This window comes from Acinetobacter sp. NBRC 110496 (assembly GCF_000876115.1).
GTDB lineage: Bacteria > Pseudomonadota > Gammaproteobacteria > Pseudomonadales > Moraxellaceae > Acinetobacter.
Genome location: NZ_BBTF01000008.1, coordinates 68,025 through 85,469, shown reverse-complemented (window position 1 = coordinate 85,469; position 17,445 = coordinate 68,025). Strand labels below are relative to the sequence as shown.

Here is a 17,445-nt window from a genome sequence, read left to right as displayed (position 1 = left end):
GATCTGCCAGCTGATTGAACACTTTTTCGGCGTTTAACTATGCTGCCATTCCGCTACAAATTCCTGTTGCGCCATACGATTTAAATGGTCAATCACGACCTGTTCCAGACGCGCTACATCTTCTTGTTGATTTTCAATCAGTACTGTTAAGTGTTGTTCCTGTGGCGTGAGCGTAACTGTCGCGGTTGGCATAAAAATTTTTGAATCTGTTTCAGTTTCCAAGACTTCAAACTTATGTTTCCAATGATTGACTAGACGTTTACTGATCCGTTTTCCTTCAGTCGTAGTGATATTGGTACTGCTATTCATATTGCGCTTCTATCCTAAAATTTCATTGAATAACATAGCAAAGCTAACAGGAGATAAAAACTGTCTAGATGCAACGTGGTGTTGCAAGGTTGCAATAATGACTTTGTAACAGACCTAAGCGGACTAAGTTTGCTATAATGTATCCATCATTTTTCTCAGAGTTTGCCAGGTCATCCATGTCCAAGCCTTATTTAATTGCACCTTCGATTTTATCTGCTGATTTTGCACGTTTAGGTGAAGATGTAGAAAAAGTGCTAGCTGCAGGTGCAGACGTTGTACATTTTGATGTGATGGATAACCACTATGTACCTAACCTGACTTTTGGTGCAGGGGTATGTAAGGCCCTGAAAAACTATGGTATCAAAGCGCCGATTGATGTGCATCTGATGGTATCTCCTGTTGATCGTATGATTGGCGATTTCTTGGATGCTGGTGCAGACATTATTACCTTCCATCCTGAAGCAACCGATCATATTGACCGTTCTTTGCAGTTGATTCAGGCTGGTGGTGCCAAGGCCGGTTTGGTTTTCAATCCAGCAACGCCGTTGCACTATCTTGATTATGTGCTGGATAAAGTCGATCAAATTTTATTGATGAGTGTTAACCCTGGTTTTGGCGGGCAAAAATTCATTCCAATGACGTTGGAAAAATTACGCCAAGCACGTCAGATTATTGATGCCAGTGGTCGCGATATCCGTTTAGAAGTCGATGGTGGTGTCGGGCCAGCCAATATTCGTGAAATTGCAGAGGCGGGTGCAGATATGTTTGTCGCAGGCTCAGCGATTTTTGGTCAACCTGACTATAAGACTGTAATTGATAAAATGCGTGCAGAACTGGCTCAAGTTGGTGCAACAGAAGTTTAGTATTTTCATTCTATTATTCACATAAGCTTGTGGATAACTTTGTTTATAACTCGGTGGATAACCGTGTTGATAAGCAGGTGGATAAGATGTTGTCAAAATAAACAAAATGATTTCAGTTGTTTATATTCACAGCAAAACAATCAAAAAAGGACAGTTTTCTGTCCTTTTTTTGTGCATTAACTTATTCATTTTGCTTTATTTTTACTCGTGCTTATTCGTAGGTCAGTTCGTTTGATAAAGCAGCAGTTTAGGGTGGGATGTCGCTGCAATTATCGAAATTCAAATACAAAGATGATTGTGCATCACTGTAAAAAAACTTATCCTAGCTAGGCTAAATTCTTTTTTGATCATTGAAACAAGGAACATGAAGTGCAACTTCTTAAGCGATACAAACGTCTGTGGTTTGTATTCCTGATGATATTTTTCATCGGGGGAAGTGGCGTGGCTGTGGCTGCTGTTCAAGCGATTCAATCCGATCAAAACAGCTCAGTTTCAATTCCAAGCATGGCTTGTCATGATCAGCAAATGATGGATCAACATCATCATATGCAATCGAAAACAGATTCATTGCGTTCAGCACAGTGTCATGATGGGAAACTGCATAGCGATCAACATTGTCAGGACTGCAATAGTATCTCGCATTGTCAAAGCGTTAATCTGGCTTTGGATCCGCAGGGCCCAAGTTTAGGGGCTACACCTTTTTTAGAGCTGAATACCCGTACCAATACGGATTATCAAGCTCGACATCTTGCTGGCTACTGGCAAGAGATTCTACGCCCTCCTAAAGCCTAATCTGTCTTTACAGGCTCTTTCTGTCCATGAAAAGAGCAATTTGAAAAGTTAACAGATTAGGAAATTATCATGTCTTCAAAACTATACGCTGGCGTTGTTGCTAGCTTAAGTCTATTGTTTGCGCCTTATAGTCTGGCTGCAATTAAAGAATATCATCTGAACATTAATCAAGGGATGGTGAATGTCACGGGTAAGCCCGTCAAACGCATTACCGTAAACGGTAAATTTATCGCCCCGCTATTAGAGTTTGAAGAGGGTGATGAAGCGGTAATTCATGTGCATAACCAGCTTAAAAATCAAGATACTTCTTTGCATTGGCATGGACTGCTACTCCCAGGTTTGATGGATGGTGTGCCTGGTTTTAATGGCTTCCAAGGAATTAAGCCAAATGGCAGTTTTGAATATCGTTTTAAAGTACGTCAAAACGGCACCTATTGGTATCACGCACATAGCAAAGGACAGGAACAAGACGGTTTGTATGGCGCGTTGGTGATTTATCCAAAAGGCAAGCAACCTGTTGCTGCACATGAACAAGCAGAGCGTGACTACGTGGTGATGTTGTCGGATTTCCATGAAACGGAAAGTGACAAGATCATGGCGAATTTGAAAAAGTCTGCTGAATACTATCAAAACCATCGAGAAACACTGGGTGATGTCTGGAAACAGGTTAAAACGCAAGGTTTAAAAGCTACATGGCAAGACCGTTCCGCATGGAATCAGATGCGTATGGCCAAAACTGACATAGGAGATGTAGACGGCTATACCTTCTTGGTCAATGGTCAGACCCCACAGCAAAACTGGACCGGTGCTTTTAAAGCAGGAGAAAAAGTACGCCTGCGTTTTATTAACGCATCGGCAATGTCCTTCTTTGATGTACGTATTCCCAACTTAAAAATGACCGTGGTCAGTGCCGATGGTCAGCCAGTGAAACCTGTTCCTGTGGATGAATTCCGTATTGGAACAGCCGAAACTTATGATGTATTGGTTGAGCCGAAACAGGTCCATTATCAAATCGAAGCGGAGTCGATTGATCGTACGGGCTTTGCTATTGCGTCATTGCACAATGACATGACACCCAACACCCAAGCAGTTCAAATCCCTAAAGCGCGACCACGTGCCTTGTTGACCATGGAAGATATGGGCATGGATCACGGTGCACATGGTCAGATGGATATGAGCAAAATGAATCATGGTTCAGATCAGCCAATGAATATGGCTAAGATGGATCATAGCCAGCACCAGACGCCACAAGACCAAGCGAAAACCGCAACAACTTCGCAGCCAACGATGGATCATAGCGCACATGCTCAAATGGATATGAGCAATATGGATCATAGCCAGCATCAAGCAGCTACAACTAAGGACACATCAAATACGGATACCGTACAGGGCTGGGCCAATGCGGCAACGCCTACGGGGCATAAAGCCTTAAGTTATGCAGATTTGCAATCCTTAAATCCGCAGCCTGAAAGCTATAGTCGCCCAGCAGAACGTGAAGTGGTGATTCGTTTGGGCGGTACCATGGAGCGTTATATCTGGACCATTGATGGTAAGAAGTTTAGTGATCCTGACTTTAAGCCTTTAACCGTGCGTTATGGTGAACGTATCCGTCTTAAATTTGTCAATGACAGTATGATGGCGCATCCGATGCATTTACACGGCATGTTTATGCAGTTGGAAAATGGTCAGGCACCACAGGATATGCCAAATAAACATACCTTGATTGTGCCGCCAGGCAAGACCGTTACGGCTTTACTGACAGCGGATGAAATTGGAGAGTGGGCGATTCATTGCCACCTGTTGTATCACATGAGTGCGGGCATGATGAGTAAGTTGATTGTCGCCAATGTAGATGGAAGCACAACTGCACCAGCAACCCCTGTTCAATCTTCTCAAGGAGCGAGCCATGCACATCACTAAGCAATCTTCTAAGATGAAACGATATACACAATTATTGGCGATGGGCGGATTGGTCTCTTCTTTAAGTGCATTCACTTTTGCACATGAAGGACATGATCAAATGATGCAAATGGATATGTCGGCGCAGCAGAATATACCCATGAGCGCTACCTCTGCGATGGATCATTCGCAACATCAAAGTCCAAGTATTTCTCCGCAGACGCAAAATGAAGATGAACATGCGGGCCATTATAAGGAGCACGGTGGGCAGATCTATCAAGCGACACAGTTAGATACCCAATGGCTGTTGAATGAAGATGGGCAAGGCACACTCAAATCCAAGTTAAAAACTTGGGTGGGAACTGACGAAAATAAATTATTCATTATTGCTGATTATGCCAAAGCCGAGTCAGAAAAATCGGAGCAAAGTCTGGCTGCGTTATATAGTCGAAACATTGCAGATTTCTGGGATGTGCAAGCTGGGGTGAATTACCGTTATAACCCTGACCGTGAAGTGGATAAGGAACAATTTGAGGGTGTGGTCGGTTTGCACGGCATGGCTCAGTATTTCTTTGAAACCGATGCGCATCTGTATATCGGACAAGATCAACAATGGCGCTTTGTGTTGGAAACAGAACGAGATCTGTTGTTGACGCAAAAATTGATTATGCAGCCTTATCTGGAAATGGAATGGGTACTGCGTGATGAATCCAAGTATGCGGCTAAAACAGGTCTTGCCGATGCAGAAATTGGAATAAAAACCCGCTATGAAATCGTCAAGAATCGCGTCATGCCTTTTATCGATGTTGGCTATGCTTATAATAACGGGCGTAAGCAGACCAATTGGCAAACGGCCAGTGACTCTAAAACGGGTTGGATCTATGGCGCCGGTCTGTCGCTAAAGTTCTGATATTTTGTTTAAAATGTCATTTTTTCGAGATACTGTTGGTTTATACTAACAGTATCTTTTTTGAGTCATTCATGGTGCATAAATGGCTTTAGAACAACAACACAATCCAATAATAGATAAAGCAAACCCGTCGACCAATTTACGAGAAAAAGTTACAGGTGTGTCGGCCTCTCAGCTTGAACTTCTCCCTACTGATGGGAGTATGCATGTCAGTTTTTACTATATTCCACATATGAGCAGTGCTGTAGAAGTGCTGCGCGTTAGAAAAGCATTACTGCCTTTTTCAGATCAATTGATTGAACACTGTATTGATTTAGAAGCACGTCATTTAGCGCTTTATCATCAAGATGCCATTCCTGAGGTAACAGCAGCACTGCAAGGTTTGAATCTGGGGGCAGAATTACAGCAAACCATGCCGCATTATGAACCGATGGAACTGGCGACCTCTAAACAACATGTAGTTCAGAATAAATATGAGCAGCAAGATGAAAATGTCCTCAGTCTGATGCAGCAGTTTTTTTCAGCTGCTATCGAGCGATTTAAGCAATGGATAAGAGCTTTACGCAATAAACAGGACCAATAACATGCCAAGATGGATGTATGGCTTGCTGGTGATTGCACTCGGTTGGATGCTGTGGACAAAATGGATTAAGCCTACACCTGATATCAGTCAGATTAGTACCCAGCAAGGTGTGCAAGTTGTGGCATTAGAAAATTATGAAGGCTCATTTCGGGTATTGTCGAGAGAAGACTATAATTTAGGGCGTGAAGCTGAGTTTTCTCCTATGGATATTGCCGTAGGTTGGGGTGAAATGGCAAATCCTCAGGTCTACAAACAGATTGATATTTCTCAAAGTAACCGTTGGTATCGTTGGTCTATTGATCACGAACCTCCAATCCCACTTCGGCAGATTGCAACCCACAGTGCCAATATGCATTTGGTGCCTGTCAATGCCGCGATTGCCTCACAAATGAAAAAAATTAAACAAGATGATTTGGTCTATTTAAAAGGGGCTCTGATTGAGATTCAGACCCAAGATGGCTGGCGTTGGAAGAGCTCCTTATCTCGAGAGGATACGGGTAATGGCGCATGTGAATTGATGCGGGTCGATCAGATTGTCTGGCAGTGATTCATCTCCATAGAAAGTTTTTTGTTTCAATATCTTAGTCGTTTTAGATACATAACAAATCACATAGTTTTCATGTTTTACAGTACACTGCTGCACCTAGGAGGACGACCTCCCTCGAAAAAATCACGTTGGGACGACCCGACACTCGATAAAGTTGAGCGTAATAAAATGGCATGGGCAATTTTAATTTTGGCAGGTATTTTTGAAGTCATTTGGGCATATTCCATGAAGATGTCTGAAGGGTTTACCAAGTTAACGCCAAGTATTGTGACCATTGTTTTCATGATTTTAAGTGTGGTATTACTTTCGATGTCGATGCGGACACTCCCGCTTGGCACGGCATATACCATTTGGACAGGTATTGGTGCGATTGGTTCATTTATTGTGGGAATCATGGTCTTGAATGAGCCAATGACAGCAATGCGGATGGTCGCGGCGGTATTGATCGTATCGGGTCTAATGTTAATGAAACTGTCATCAAATTAATGAGCTAAGGAGCGTGTGATGCAACTGGTGTATATGTACATGGATTCTCCTGTAGGTGCATTAAAACTGGTTGCACATGATCAGGCGCTGGTCGCCGTGATGTGGGACAATGAAGACCATAAACGGGTACGGCTTTCTGAACTGATAGAAGATCGTCAGCATCCAATGCTGCATAAGGTTAAACAACAATTAGAACAGTATTTTGCAGGGCAACGCCAGCAATTTGATTTGCCTTTGGACTTTCAAGGTACCGCATTTCAGCAACAGGTTTGGCAGGCGTTATTGACCATTCCTTATGGGGAAACACGCAGTTATAAAGAGATTGCCGTGCAGTTAGGTAATGAAAAAGCCGTGCGTGCAGTCGGGGCAGCCAATGGTAAGAATCCGATTTCGATTATTGCGCCCTGTCATCGGGTGATTGGGTCGAGTGGCGCATTAGTTGGTTTTGCAGGTGGTTTGGATAAGAAGCAGATTTTACTGAGTTTAGAGCAAAACAAAGCTTAAATAATTTTAATTCCAAAGTCTGCATAGCCTCATAAATCTGTAATGGATCAGATGTATTTTGTGTAGGCATTCTTTTACTTTTCAAAGATGAAAAGTAACAAAAATCTTTTGTTGGACAGAGGGTACATCCATGTAGCCCCTGTCCAACGGGCGGCATCCATGCCGCCTCACGATAGCGATTGCTGCATGAATATCTTGTTAGAATCAGACAATGAAAGTACTTTTAATTTATAAATTATCCATGTCGTTAATACTCGATTTTAATCGCCTTTTGGAATAAGCTTAAGCCTTTCATAACAAGTTGAATGGAAGTTTAAAAATGGCTGTTGGTGACGTAACAATGCCACTTATGCATGTGGTGCAGGGTGTAAAAATTGGCTCAACTGAGGCGTATGTACGTTATCCAAATCGACGAGATTTAGTCATTTTTGAATTTGCCGAAGGCTCAAACGTTGCAGGGGTATTTACCCAAAGCGCCTTTGCTGCTGCACCTGTTCAATTGAGTAAAAAGCATTTGGCCGAGAACACACCACGTTACCTGATCATCAACACGGGTAATGCTAATGCCGCAACAGGAACCGTCGGTTATCAAAATGCACAAGCCACTTGTGCCAAGTTGGCTGAATTAGCTGGTGTTCAAGCCAATCAGATTTTACCCTTTTCAACTGGTGTGATTGGTGAGCAACTCCCAATTGAACGCTTATTGCAAGGCATTCAACCTGCATTAAATGATTTAAATGCCGATCGTTGGGCGGACGCTGCATCAGGCATCATGACCACAGATACCACACCAAAAGGTGCATCTGAGCAGTTTGAACTGGATGGTGTGAGCTATACCATGACGGGTATCAGCAAAGGCGCAGGCATGATTCGTCCAAACATGGCGACCATGCTGAGTTTTGTGGCAACCGATGCCCCGATTCGTGCTGAACTGGTACAGCGTTTATTGCAAACTACGGTTGAGCATTCCTTTAACCGCATTACCATTGATGGTGATACTTCGACCAATGACTCTTGTATCTTTGTGGCAACGGGTCTGGCTGGTGGTGCTGAAATCCAGAGCCAAGACGATGCACGTTATCAACAAGTGCTCGATGTGCTTGCACGTATCATGAATCGTTTGGCGCAATTGATTGTGCGTGATGGTGAGGGTGCGACCAAGTTCATTACCGTTCAGGTGGAAGGCGGAGCCAATACCCAAGAATGTTGTGATGTTGCCTATAGCGTTGCTGAGTCACCGTTAATTAAAACTGCTTTATTTGCTTCAGATCCAAACTGGGGTCGTATTGTGATGGCGATTGGTAAAGCGGGTGTACCGAACTTAGATACCAGCAAGGTTCAAGTCTGGCTGGGTGATGTACAGATTTGCCTAGATGGTGGTGCAAACCCAGACTATACCGAAGCAGCCGGTGCAGCTGTCATGGCTGAGAAGGAAATTAGCATTCGTATTGACCTCGGTCGTGGTACAGCAAAAGACAAAGTCTATACCTGTGACTTTTCTTATGACTATGTCAAAATTAATGCCGATTATCGCTCATAAATTTGCGTTATAATAAAGCCTCCACAGTGGGGCTTTTTTTATAAGCTAGTTTGTGGATGAGGTGATTTTTCCCAAATGATCACGCCATTACCCACGTTAAAAGTTTGCAGTGATGCAAGCACGCAGGATAGAGAAGACGTTTTATGAATGATGCGAATTTAATTGCGAACGAAGCCAAAAATATTGTGCAGGCGCATTTAGATCGTTTGGGCGAGCCAAAGGACAATCGCCTTAGCCCAGAAGTGAAACAAGAAAAGTTTGCCCAAATTGCAGCCGAGTTGAAAAAACGTAATGCAGTACTTGTGGCTCACTATTACTGTGATCCTGAAGTGCAAGAGCTTGCCGAACTGACAGGTGGTTGTGTTTCTGATTCATTGGAAATGGCGCGTTTTGGTCGTGATCATCCTGCGACTACCTTGGTGGTTGCTGGGGTGAAGTTTATGGGGGAAACCTCTAAAATTTTATCACCAGAAAAAACCGTATTGATGCCAACTTTAGAAGCAACCTGTTCACTCGATTTGGGTTGCCCTGTGGATGAGTTCACAGCATTCTGCGATCAACATCCTGATCATACTGTGGTGGTGTATGCCAATACCTCAGCGGCTGTGAAAGCGCGTGCCGATTGGGTGGTGACTTCAAGTTGTGCGGTTGAGATTATTGAGCATTTAGATAGTTTGGGTGAAAAAATTATTTGGGCACCAGATCAGCATTTAGGTCGTTATATTCAAAAGAAAACAGGTGCTGAAATGTTGTTGTGGGATGGCGCATGTATCGTGCATGAAGAATTCCGTGCGCGTGGTATTGCGCAAATGAAAGCGCTTTACCCTGATGCGGCGGTATTGGTTCATCCTGAGTCACCTGAATCGGTGGTGGATATTGCAGATGCAGTGGGGAGTACTTCACAACTGATCAAAGCTGCACAGACCTTGCCGCATAAACAAATGATTGTGGCAACAGATCGGGGCATTTTCTATAAAATGCAGCAAGCAGCGCCAGATAAGGAATTATTTGAAGCACCAACTGCAGGTGAGGGGGCAACTTGTCGTTCATGTGCACATTGCCCGTGGATGGCAATGAATGAACTGGATGGCATTTTGCATGTATTACAGCATGCTGATCAAGAAATACACGTCGATCCAGCCTTAGCTGAACGCGCGAAATTACCCTTAGATCGAATGTTGAACTTTAGTGCTTCTTTGAAACGCTAAAATGTCTGAAAATGCTTGTTAAATATACATTTGATAAGGATTTATTAGTTTTTTGAAAAATAGGTGTTGACGTTCTAAGGCGTCACGCCTAGAATGCACACCGTACCGCACGATGTGCGATACAGTAAAAGCTGAAAAGAAATCGGAGCATAGCACAGCCTGGTAGTGCACCTGGTTTGGGACCAGGGGGTCGTAGGTTCGAATCCTACTGCTCCGACCATTTAAAATATGTTGAAAAACATAGTTTTAAATATCGGCGAAGTATCGTGATAGTATTATCATCGTTATGCGCCTGTAGCTCAGTTGGATAGAGCATCCGCCTTCTAAGCGGATGGTCACAGGTTCGAATCCTGTCAGGCGCGCCATTTTGGCAGCTTGGTATATAGAATCAAAGTTTGATGGTGGATGTAGCTCAGTTGGTAGAGCCCTGGATTGTGATTCCAGTTGTCGCGGGTTCGAATCCCGTCATTCACCCCAATTTCGGAGCATAGCACAGCCTGGTAGTGCACCTGGTTTGGGACCAGGGGGTCGTAGGTTCGAATCCTACTGCTCCGACCATCATCTTAAAAGATGAGATAAAATACCGCTAAGTTAGCGGTTTTTTTACGTCTGGATTTTTGAATTTAATAGCTTAAATTGAGTCCGTAGCCATAGGTCGAGGCGTACCAATTCACGATAAATGTAGAGATTAAAAATATAAGAACTAAGATCATGATGAATTTATAGCTAGCTTTTCTTGCCGCTATAAGGTAACCAGCCAACATGCTTAAGATGAACCAAAACCAAGTATAGATCATTAAAAAGTTCTTAAATGAACCGCTACAACCTTCTATACATGGCCTTTTATGCTTTACTAAGTTAACAAAAGCTTCATGTGAAAATTGCATCAAAACAATGGTAATAATTAGACCTAAGATAGGGTATAGAATCTTTTTTATCATTTGACCTCAATTAATTAATAGCTTAAATTCAGTCCGTAACCATAACCAGTTGAATACCAAGAAAGAAAAACTAATAAAAAAATAATTAAAATAATAAAGGAAGAAATTGTTTTATAACCAACTTTTCTTAATGAGAATAAGTATCCGATGATTCCTCCTGAAAAGAGGCTTGTCCAAGTAAATGTTCTTGCAATTATTAGAAAATCAGTACTACATCCTTCTCGGCATCTCGATTGACCTGTATAAATTAAACTAAAAAACTGAGGTACAATAAAAATGATTATTGCAACTAAAAAAATTCCAGCTAACACCCATAAAATATGTTTCATTACTTTACCTCGAAAAACAATATTCTCTTTGCCTTTCCATAATCAGAATATGTATATCCCATAAAGTCAAAACTGTTAAATCCAAGAGTAAAACGTAAAAAGGTTGTCCAGTTATCTGTTAATTTTGATTTATTCCATAAATCGATATGTCCACCGCTCGCTGCATCTGCACTTTCATCATCGCGTTCCCAATACTCTCCGAAAAATATTATTCCTGTTTTACCTTTGATTTTTGATTGCCAATCTCTCCCTGTTATGACGATAGCAGGGCCAATTCCACAAACAGGTCTTGTTTGAAGCCAGATCGCCATCTCATTCGCTCTTGTTGCTGTCGCTTTATTGTTTAATACAATACGACCAAGCGTAGGTGCTTTCCCTTCAGGTTTAAGATTGTTCTGAGAAAAAGTAGTCATCTTCACGCCTACTTTATGCAAAGTCACACTCATTCGAATTGCACATTGATTTTCAAACCCTTTAGGGGCTTGTCCATTAATGTTATATGGTGGAGTCTTGTCACCATAGTAATTATCCCATAGTTCTTTAAAGGTAATCGGGACGATTCCCACCATACTACAAGCCGCAACAGAGCCACGTTTGGGATTTGTTTTAACCGTCCCCGATTGATTAACTGGCATCACCACCACGCTTGGTGAGTGCTTCTTCACCTAAATAGAGCTTATAAGAAGCATGTCTCTCAGTTTCAATCCGTGGCAGTTTCCCATCAGCGCCAATTGTGCCTTGAAAGATTTTACCCTCAGCTGTTTCAATCAAGTAGGGCATACCTTCGGCAAAACTAAACTCAGCTGCAACTTGCTCATCAAAAACTTGAGGGCTGCTGGTATTGAGAAAATTGCTGACAGCGGATGAACTATTCGCGCCTGCACCAATTCCGTTATCTCTCACCACAAGGCTTTGATTCGGGAAAAAGGTTGCACCGCAAGTGGCTTTGTCACCTGCCATTATAATTGTTCTGGTGCCTGAAATTAAAAAACCTCTGTCTGAGGATTGAGCCGTAGCCATCACTTTGCATCTGGGGCAGTAGTGCTTCATGCCTTCTACATGTGCTGGAATACCTTCAATGGGAAAGGTGTGGTCGGCCTCTTGTATAATGCCGCCATGGTCTGTATGGCAGCCTTTGGTGATGAGTGCTTTCATTATTTTATCCAGTAAATAATATTCAGCCATTCAAAGTAAAGCGAAATGCAAATATTGACCTGATCTATTAAATAAATAAGTATAAAATGATTGTTTAAGTGGAATTTTTATGGGGATCTTTATCAAGATACTATGGTATTTCTAGGGGGAAGCTAAAGAATGGTTGAATTTGGTCGTTTTACCTTTGTTGGTGGTTTAATTCTAATTTATAATTAAAAAGGAATATAAATACTTGAAAGAGTATTTTGGGGTTTTTTAATATTATTAAATAAAGGTAGCAAGAGGAAATGTTTTTATACTTTGTATTTTTAATTATTATTCTTGCTATTCTCACTTATTTGAAATCACCATATTTTAAAGGAAGAATGGGTGAGCTGATGGTTTCAGTTCATGTAGATAAGGGGTTAGGGATGGAGTACATGTTATTAAACAATGTGACGATTCCTGATGGTGAGCAAGGCACAACTCAAATTGATCATATTTTAATAAGTCCTTATGGGGTTTTTATTATAGAAACGAAGAATTATACGGGTTGGATTTTTGGTCATGTTCGACAGAAGCAATGGACGCAAAAAATCTATAAGAAAAGCTATAAGTTTCAAAATCCTTTACATCAAAACTATAAACATAGCAAAGTACTAGAGAGGGTGCTAAATGACGTATTAGATCCACAATATTTGCATTCGGTTATTGTTTTTACGCCTCGTTGTGAATTTAAAACAGAAATGCCTGAAAATGTGTTTCGAGGTAAGGCTTGGCTGAAATATGTGAAAAGTTTCAATGAGGAGGTGATCAGCCCCATGAAACAGAAAAGGATTCGTTATCGTATTGAAAAAGAAGTATTGGAACCATCTTGGAAAACAGATCGTCAACATGTTGAGTATCTGAAACAGAAAAAATTAGAGAAAGAATCCACCCAGTAGTTTTGCAATTGATTCTCTTTTTACAACAGCGCGACTGCTGGATTTGGCTATTGCGCTTTTATTGCGATGCAGTTAAGTTGATCTTAATGAAATAAATTGGTTAGACAACTACAACAGTATTTAAATGTTGTATTCGGCATAATGCTTCCACTTTTTAAAAAGAAAAAACAGAGTATAGAGATGACAGAAACAGCTTTTGATTTTGTAATTATAGGTGGTGGTTCGGCAGGCTCGGTATTGGCTGGGCGATTATCTGAGAACCCAAATATTTCGGTATGTTTATTAGAAGCTGGTGGTGATGGAAATAGCTGGTTGGTAAATACACCTTCAGCAGCTGTGATCAGTATTCCAACTAAAATTAATAACTGGGCTTTAGAAACCATTCCACAAAAAGGTTTAAATGGGCGTAAAGGTTATCAACCTCGTGGAAAATGCTTGGGGGGTAGTTCTGCGATCAATGCGATGGTCTACATCCGTGGTCATCATAGCGACTACGACCATTGGGCTGCTTTAGGCAATACAGGATGGTCTTATCAGGATGTATTGCCATACTTTATAAAATCAGAGCATAACGAGCGCATTCGTAATGAATATCATGGTCAACACGGGCCATTGAATGTCAGTGAATTACATTCTGACAATCTATATCAAAAGACCTTTGTTGAAGCTGCGAAGCAGGTCAATTATCCACTCAATGATGACTTTAATGGTGCAGAACAAGAAGGGCTAGGGGTTTATCAGGTCACACAAAAAAATGGCGAACGTTGGAGCGCAGCGCGCGGTTACCTGTTTCCTTATTTAGGTAAACGCCCGAATTTACAGGTCATTACTCAAGCTAAAGTGGCCCGTATCGTGATTGAAAATGGTCGTGCAGTCGGGGTGGAATATAAACACAACGGACAAAGCACGGTTGTTCGTGCCAATAAAGAAGTTCTGTTGTCTGCTGGGGCATTCCAATCGCCACAAGTCTTAATGTTGTCGGGGATTGGTCCACGTCAAGAACTGGAAAAACACGGTATTCCTGTAATTAAAGATTTAGCAGGTGTTGGTGAAAATCTGCACGATCATCCTGACTTTATTTTTGCTTATAAGACCAAGCAAATGGAAGGAACCTTTGGGGTGTCAGTTGGGGGCAGTATTGATTTGGTCAAACAGATCGGGCGTTATCGTAAAGAACGTCGTGGTTTGATTACGACCAATTTTGCTGAATGTGGTGGATTCCTAAAAAGTCGCCCTGAGTTGGATAAACCTAACTTACAACTGCATTTTGTGATTGCAGTGGTGGATAACCATGCGCGAACCATGCATATGGGACATGGAATTTCATGCCATGTCTGCTTGCTGAATCCGCGTGCGCGTGGTTCGGTCAAACTCAGTGGCAAAAATGTTGATGATCCACTATTAATCGACTTTAAATTCCTTGAGGATGAGCAAGATCTGCAAGATATGGTTGATGGTTTTAAAGTCACCCAAAAGTTAATGAACGCACCCGCTTTAAGTGAAAAAATTAAAGAAGATATGTTTACAGCGAATGTGCAGACTGATGATGAAATTCGTGAGATTTTGCGCCAACGCGTCGACACGGTCTATCACCCCGTTGGCAGTTGTAAAATGGGTGTGGATGAGATGGCGGTGGTCGATCCTGAGCTAAAAGTGTATGGCATTGCAGGACTGCGTGTGATTGATGCCTCAATTATGCCAACCGTGGTCAATGGCAATACTAATGCACCGACCATTATGATTGCTGAAAAAGCGGTGGATTTGATTCGTCAAACTTGGAAGTAAGTTCTAAGTTATTGTGGAGCTAAGGTATTCGCCTTAGCTCTTTTCATTTTCAGTACTGTTACGTGGCGTTTCCAGCATACGTGGAAAAGTAAAATTATAATCTTGCAGTGCATAGCGGAACAATTGAGCAGGGCGCTTACCGACAATTTTTTGCTGTCCTGTTTCCTCAACTGCACCTGCTTCCTGCATACGCCGTCTGAATGATTTCTTTTCTAATGTATGGCCTAAAATAATTTCATAAATCGTCTGTAATTCAGTCAGGGTAAATAACTCGGGCATCAAGCTAGCTGGAAGAGCGGTGTAACGGGTTTTATTGGCAAGCCGATCATAAGCGAGTTGGAGTAGTTGTTGATGATCAAAGGCTAGATCCAGCTGTAATGCCTGATCGATTGCAAGCCATTGACTATGCTCAGTGGTGTGACTTGTTTGAGTTTCAAATTGGTCAAAATCAATCAGGGCAAAATATAAAGCGGTGATGGACCAACCGCGTGGGTCACGATGTTGATTGCCAATGGTTTCGACTTGTTCTAGATAAGGGGAGTGAATCCCTGTTTTTTCAAGTAGTTTACGGTGTGCTGTTGCGATTAAATCGGGATCGGTTTTTAAATCGATAAAACCACCCGGTAGCGCCCATTTGCCTTTTTCGGGAAAGTTGGAGCGTTGAATCATTAAGACTTGTAATTGACCTTTTGCTACAGAAAAAATGGCCATATCGACTGTAAACAGAGGCGTGTCATAGTCTGTTTTTTGATAGTGGGCAAGGTATTCCTGTTCGGAGGTATGGATAGTTTCCTTACTCATAGAAATATTAAGAAATTGGAATAAAGTAATATCATAGCGGAGTCTTATTGGGTTCTCATCATATTTTAGGATAAGCCACTATGTCTTGCACTGTACTAAAACTTTAATCGCTTGAGTTTGTTCAGGCTCGACCTGAGAGGCGTTTAAAGCTTCGCAAGTGTTTTGGCAAAAGTAGGCAAAACCTGAGGTACGGCAAAGATTGATAATCTTTGCCGTACCATAAGGCGAAAGTTATGCTTAAGTGCTTAACTATTCATTTCATTGATCTTGCACTATGCAAAGCTTTAGTCGCTTTGGCTTGTTCTGGTTGCGGATGACTTTTCCGAGTATCTAATTAATGGATGTGTTTAATCTTAAAGAGTTTTGCTTAGATCAATCTCTCCCGAATTTGATCAAGTGAGCATTCTCTTAACAATTGACCATTTTCAAATACTGTTTGCAGTGCCCCCATCTTCTCCTGTTCAAAGCTTTGTTGATCAAAGAGCTCAAAACCATTTTCAGTTTGTTCAACCCGTAACAAACCTTTGGCTGACTTTTTAACACCTGAATCTGTTACAGGGTCTTTAAATAGTTCACGACCGACACCGTTAACCTGACCCCAAGTGGCTTTGACTGCAAAACCAAAGCTATCACGAGTCAAATAGTTATAAGTATAGCTGCCGATTCCAAAGACCAGATTATTGGAAGCAAAGCCTTTGGCCTCCAAACCTTTTAAGATATTTTGGGCACGTTCTAGGGTAATCGAGTCACCATAAATCAAGCCAACCCGTTCATTTAGGACCTTATAGCCTTGCGCTGTTTCGGTACCGCCAAAAATTTCCCATAAACATTGCACAGCACCTTTATAAGCGGGACTATCTATTTCAGCCTCAGGATCACCGCAGATAATTTTTACTGGATCACCTGAATCTGGACGAAACACCACTTTGGCGAGTCCGAGGGCATTGGGTTGGCGTTTTAAAATCTCCGCTTTTAATTCCACACTAAACTCGGTAATCACACGCCAGAAATCCCAAGTATCTGAAACGATACTGACCACGCCCGCAGGATAGAGTTCACAGATCAAACGTCTAAAGGTCTCGATTTCACTTTCTTCACTGCCCATACACATTACACTGTGTTCTGTTGCAGGTACTGAAACGCCCACCACGCCAGTTGCATTGTAATATTCTTCGGCATAATCAATGGAAGCAACTGAATCTGTCCCAATAAAACTGGTTAAGTGACCCACACCCGATTGAGCAGCATCATAGATCCCGCTCATCCCTCGGCTACTAAAATCATGGCCTTGAACAGCAACAAAGTCTAAAGCTGCACCTGTTTTTTCTGCATATTGGGTCAACAAGCGTTTGTATTCATAGGCAATGCTGGCAGTGGTACAGCTTTTCCAGAGCTCGGCACTGAGCACGGTTTCAATATAGTTGGTTAGCCAAAAGAAATTCGGGTCAGTATTGATAATGGTCAATACCGGCACTTTGATATTGACGCGGCTACCTTCTGGCAAGGCTTTAATTTTTAATGGTAAATAGCCAAGATCGTGCAAGGCCTCGATGTGCTCGACAGGTACTGCACCTTCACCTAAAGCGTTGTCCATACGGCGTTTATAGGCTGCGACCACTTTGGCTTTAGGTTGATTGAAGAAGCCTTCATTCCAGGTTTCAATCAAAAAGTGTTTGATAAAGCCTTGTAGGCCAAAGAACACAATCTTGTCATCAAAATCCGGCAGCATTTTGGCTAAACGTGATGAACGCGGGGTAAAGTTGGCATAGACGTATTCAGTTCCCACTGGATACTGGCGACGGTGGTCGGCTTTATAGAAATCAATTGCATTGAGTGGGTTAATTTTAATACTCATTTTTATTGGCCTCGT

General features: G+C 42.0%; 18 protein-coding genes and 4 tRNA genes. 16 read left to right on the top strand and 6 right to left on the bottom strand.

Going from position 1 to position 17,445, the window contains the following annotated elements:
* Positions 1-33 precede the first annotated feature (33 nt).
* Positions 34-309 (bottom strand): DUF2218 domain-containing protein, encoded by a 276-nt coding sequence (locus Aba26S_RS06495; RefSeq protein WP_005239538.1) that lies wholly within the window; start codon positions 307-309, stop codon positions 34-36.
* Positions 310-485: 176 nt separating this feature from the next.
* Between Aba26S_RS06495 and rpe the strand changes: the two genes are divergently transcribed.
* The 14 genes from rpe (at position 486) to Aba26S_RS06425 (ending at position 10,199) form a co-directional block, all read left to right on the top strand.
* On the top strand, positions 486-1,172 hold the full coding sequence (rpe, locus tag Aba26S_RS06490; protein WP_043970845.1) for a ribulose-phosphate 3-epimerase: 687 nt from the start codon (positions 486-488) through the stop codon (positions 1,170-1,172).
* A gap of 369 nt (positions 1,173-1,541) precedes the next feature.
* Positions 1,542-1,964, top strand: a complete 423-nt coding sequence (locus tag Aba26S_RS06485) for a hypothetical protein (RefSeq protein WP_043970843.1) — start codon at positions 1,542-1,544, stop codon at positions 1,962-1,964.
* Between the two features lie 69 nt (positions 1,965-2,033).
* A complete protein-coding gene (locus tag Aba26S_RS06480; protein ID WP_043970841.1) occupies positions 2,034-3,884 on the top strand; it encodes a copper resistance system multicopper oxidase in 1,851 nt (616 codons plus the stop codon).
* On the top strand, positions 3,871-4,773 hold the full coding sequence (locus Aba26S_RS06475) for a copper resistance protein B (protein WP_043970839.1): 903 nt from the start codon (positions 3,871-3,873) through the stop codon (positions 4,771-4,773). Before Aba26S_RS06480 ends, Aba26S_RS06475 begins: the two co-directional genes overlap by 14 nt.
* A gap of 82 nt (positions 4,774-4,855) precedes the next feature.
* Positions 4,856-5,356, top strand: coding sequence for a hypothetical protein (locus Aba26S_RS06470; RefSeq protein WP_043970838.1), 501 nt, complete (start codon positions 4,856-4,858; stop codon positions 5,354-5,356).
* A gap of 1 nt (position 5,357) precedes the next feature.
* Positions 5,358-5,903 carry a hypothetical protein gene (locus Aba26S_RS06465; RefSeq protein ID WP_043970837.1) on the top strand — a complete coding sequence of 182 codons (546 nt, stop codon included), beginning with the start codon at positions 5,358-5,360 and terminating at the stop codon, positions 5,901-5,903.
* A 168-nt stretch (positions 5,904-6,071) separates the two neighbouring features.
* On the top strand, positions 6,072-6,389 hold the full coding sequence (locus Aba26S_RS06460; RefSeq protein WP_005272952.1) for a multidrug efflux SMR transporter: 318 nt from the start codon (positions 6,072-6,074) through the stop codon (positions 6,387-6,389).
* 18 nt (positions 6,390-6,407) lie between these two features.
* Entirely contained in the window at positions 6,408-6,893 is a 486-nt protein-coding gene (locus tag Aba26S_RS06455; RefSeq protein ID WP_005239530.1) for a methylated-DNA--[protein]-cysteine S-methyltransferase, read from the top strand.
* Positions 6,894-7,212: 319 nt separating this feature from the next.
* The gene (gene argJ / locus Aba26S_RS06450) at positions 7,213-8,433 is read left to right on the top strand and encodes a bifunctional glutamate N-acetyltransferase/amino-acid acetyltransferase ArgJ (RefSeq protein ID WP_043970836.1); all 1,221 of its coding nucleotides are present in this window, start codon (positions 7,213-7,215) and stop codon (positions 8,431-8,433) included.
* Between the two features lie 143 nt (positions 8,434-8,576).
* Complete coding sequence (gene nadA / locus Aba26S_RS06445) at positions 8,577-9,641, top strand: quinolinate synthase NadA (protein ID WP_005239526.1); 1,065 nt, start codon at positions 8,577-8,579, stop codon at positions 9,639-9,641.
* 143 nt (positions 9,642-9,784) lie between these two features.
* Positions 9,785-9,861 (top strand) — tRNA-Pro (locus tag Aba26S_RS06440).
* A gap of 68 nt (positions 9,862-9,929) precedes the next feature.
* Positions 9,930-10,006, top strand: a tRNA-Arg gene (locus tag Aba26S_RS06435).
* A 36-nt stretch (positions 10,007-10,042) separates the two neighbouring features.
* Positions 10,043-10,118, top strand: a tRNA-His gene (locus Aba26S_RS06430).
* A gap of 4 nt (positions 10,119-10,122) precedes the next feature.
* Positions 10,123-10,199 (top strand) — tRNA-Pro (locus Aba26S_RS06425).
* Positions 10,200-10,596: 397 nt separating this feature from the next.
* Here the strand turns inward: Aba26S_RS06425 and Aba26S_RS06420 are convergent.
* The 3 genes from Aba26S_RS06420 to Aba26S_RS06410 are packed head-to-tail and all read right to left on the bottom strand — an operon-like array spanning position 10,597 to position 12,066.
* Positions 10,597-10,911 carry a hypothetical protein gene (locus Aba26S_RS06420; protein ID WP_081408433.1) on the bottom strand — a complete coding sequence of 105 codons (315 nt, stop codon included), beginning with the start codon at positions 10,909-10,911 and terminating at the stop codon, positions 10,597-10,599.
* Positions 10,911-11,546 carry a T6SS effector amidase Tae4 family protein gene (locus Aba26S_RS06415; protein WP_043970835.1) on the bottom strand — a complete coding sequence of 212 codons (636 nt, stop codon included), beginning with the start codon at positions 11,544-11,546 and terminating at the stop codon, positions 10,911-10,913. Before Aba26S_RS06415 ends, Aba26S_RS06420 begins: the two co-directional genes overlap by 1 nt.
* The gene (locus Aba26S_RS06410) at positions 11,536-12,066 is read right to left on the bottom strand and encodes a PAAR domain-containing protein (protein WP_043970834.1); all 531 of its coding nucleotides are present in this window, start codon (positions 12,064-12,066) and stop codon (positions 11,536-11,538) included. Before Aba26S_RS06410 ends, Aba26S_RS06415 begins: the two co-directional genes overlap by 11 nt.
* Before the next feature lie 287 nt (positions 12,067-12,353).
* On the opposite strand from Aba26S_RS06410, the gene Aba26S_RS06405 reads away from it, so the two are divergent.
* Positions 12,354-12,989 (top strand): nuclease-related domain-containing protein, encoded by a 636-nt coding sequence (locus Aba26S_RS06405; RefSeq protein ID WP_043970833.1) that lies wholly within the window; start codon positions 12,354-12,356, stop codon positions 12,987-12,989.
* Positions 12,990-13,169: 180 nt separating this feature from the next.
* Entirely contained in the window at positions 13,170-14,774 is a 1,605-nt protein-coding gene (locus Aba26S_RS06400; RefSeq protein WP_043970832.1) for a GMC family oxidoreductase, read from the top strand.
* A gap of 33 nt (positions 14,775-14,807) precedes the next feature.
* Here the strand turns inward: Aba26S_RS06400 and Aba26S_RS06395 are convergent, their stop codons facing one another.
* Both Aba26S_RS06395 and Aba26S_RS06390 read right to left on the bottom strand, forming a co-directional pair.
* Positions 14,808-15,575 (bottom strand): NUDIX domain-containing protein, encoded by a 768-nt coding sequence (locus Aba26S_RS06395; RefSeq protein ID WP_043970831.1) that lies wholly within the window; start codon positions 15,573-15,575, stop codon positions 14,808-14,810.
* A gap of 367 nt (positions 15,576-15,942) precedes the next feature.
* On the bottom strand, positions 15,943-17,430 hold the full coding sequence (locus Aba26S_RS06390; RefSeq protein ID WP_043970830.1) for a nicotinate phosphoribosyltransferase: 1,488 nt from the start codon (positions 17,428-17,430) through the stop codon (positions 15,943-15,945).
* Between the last annotated feature and the right edge of the window lie 15 nt (positions 17,431-17,445).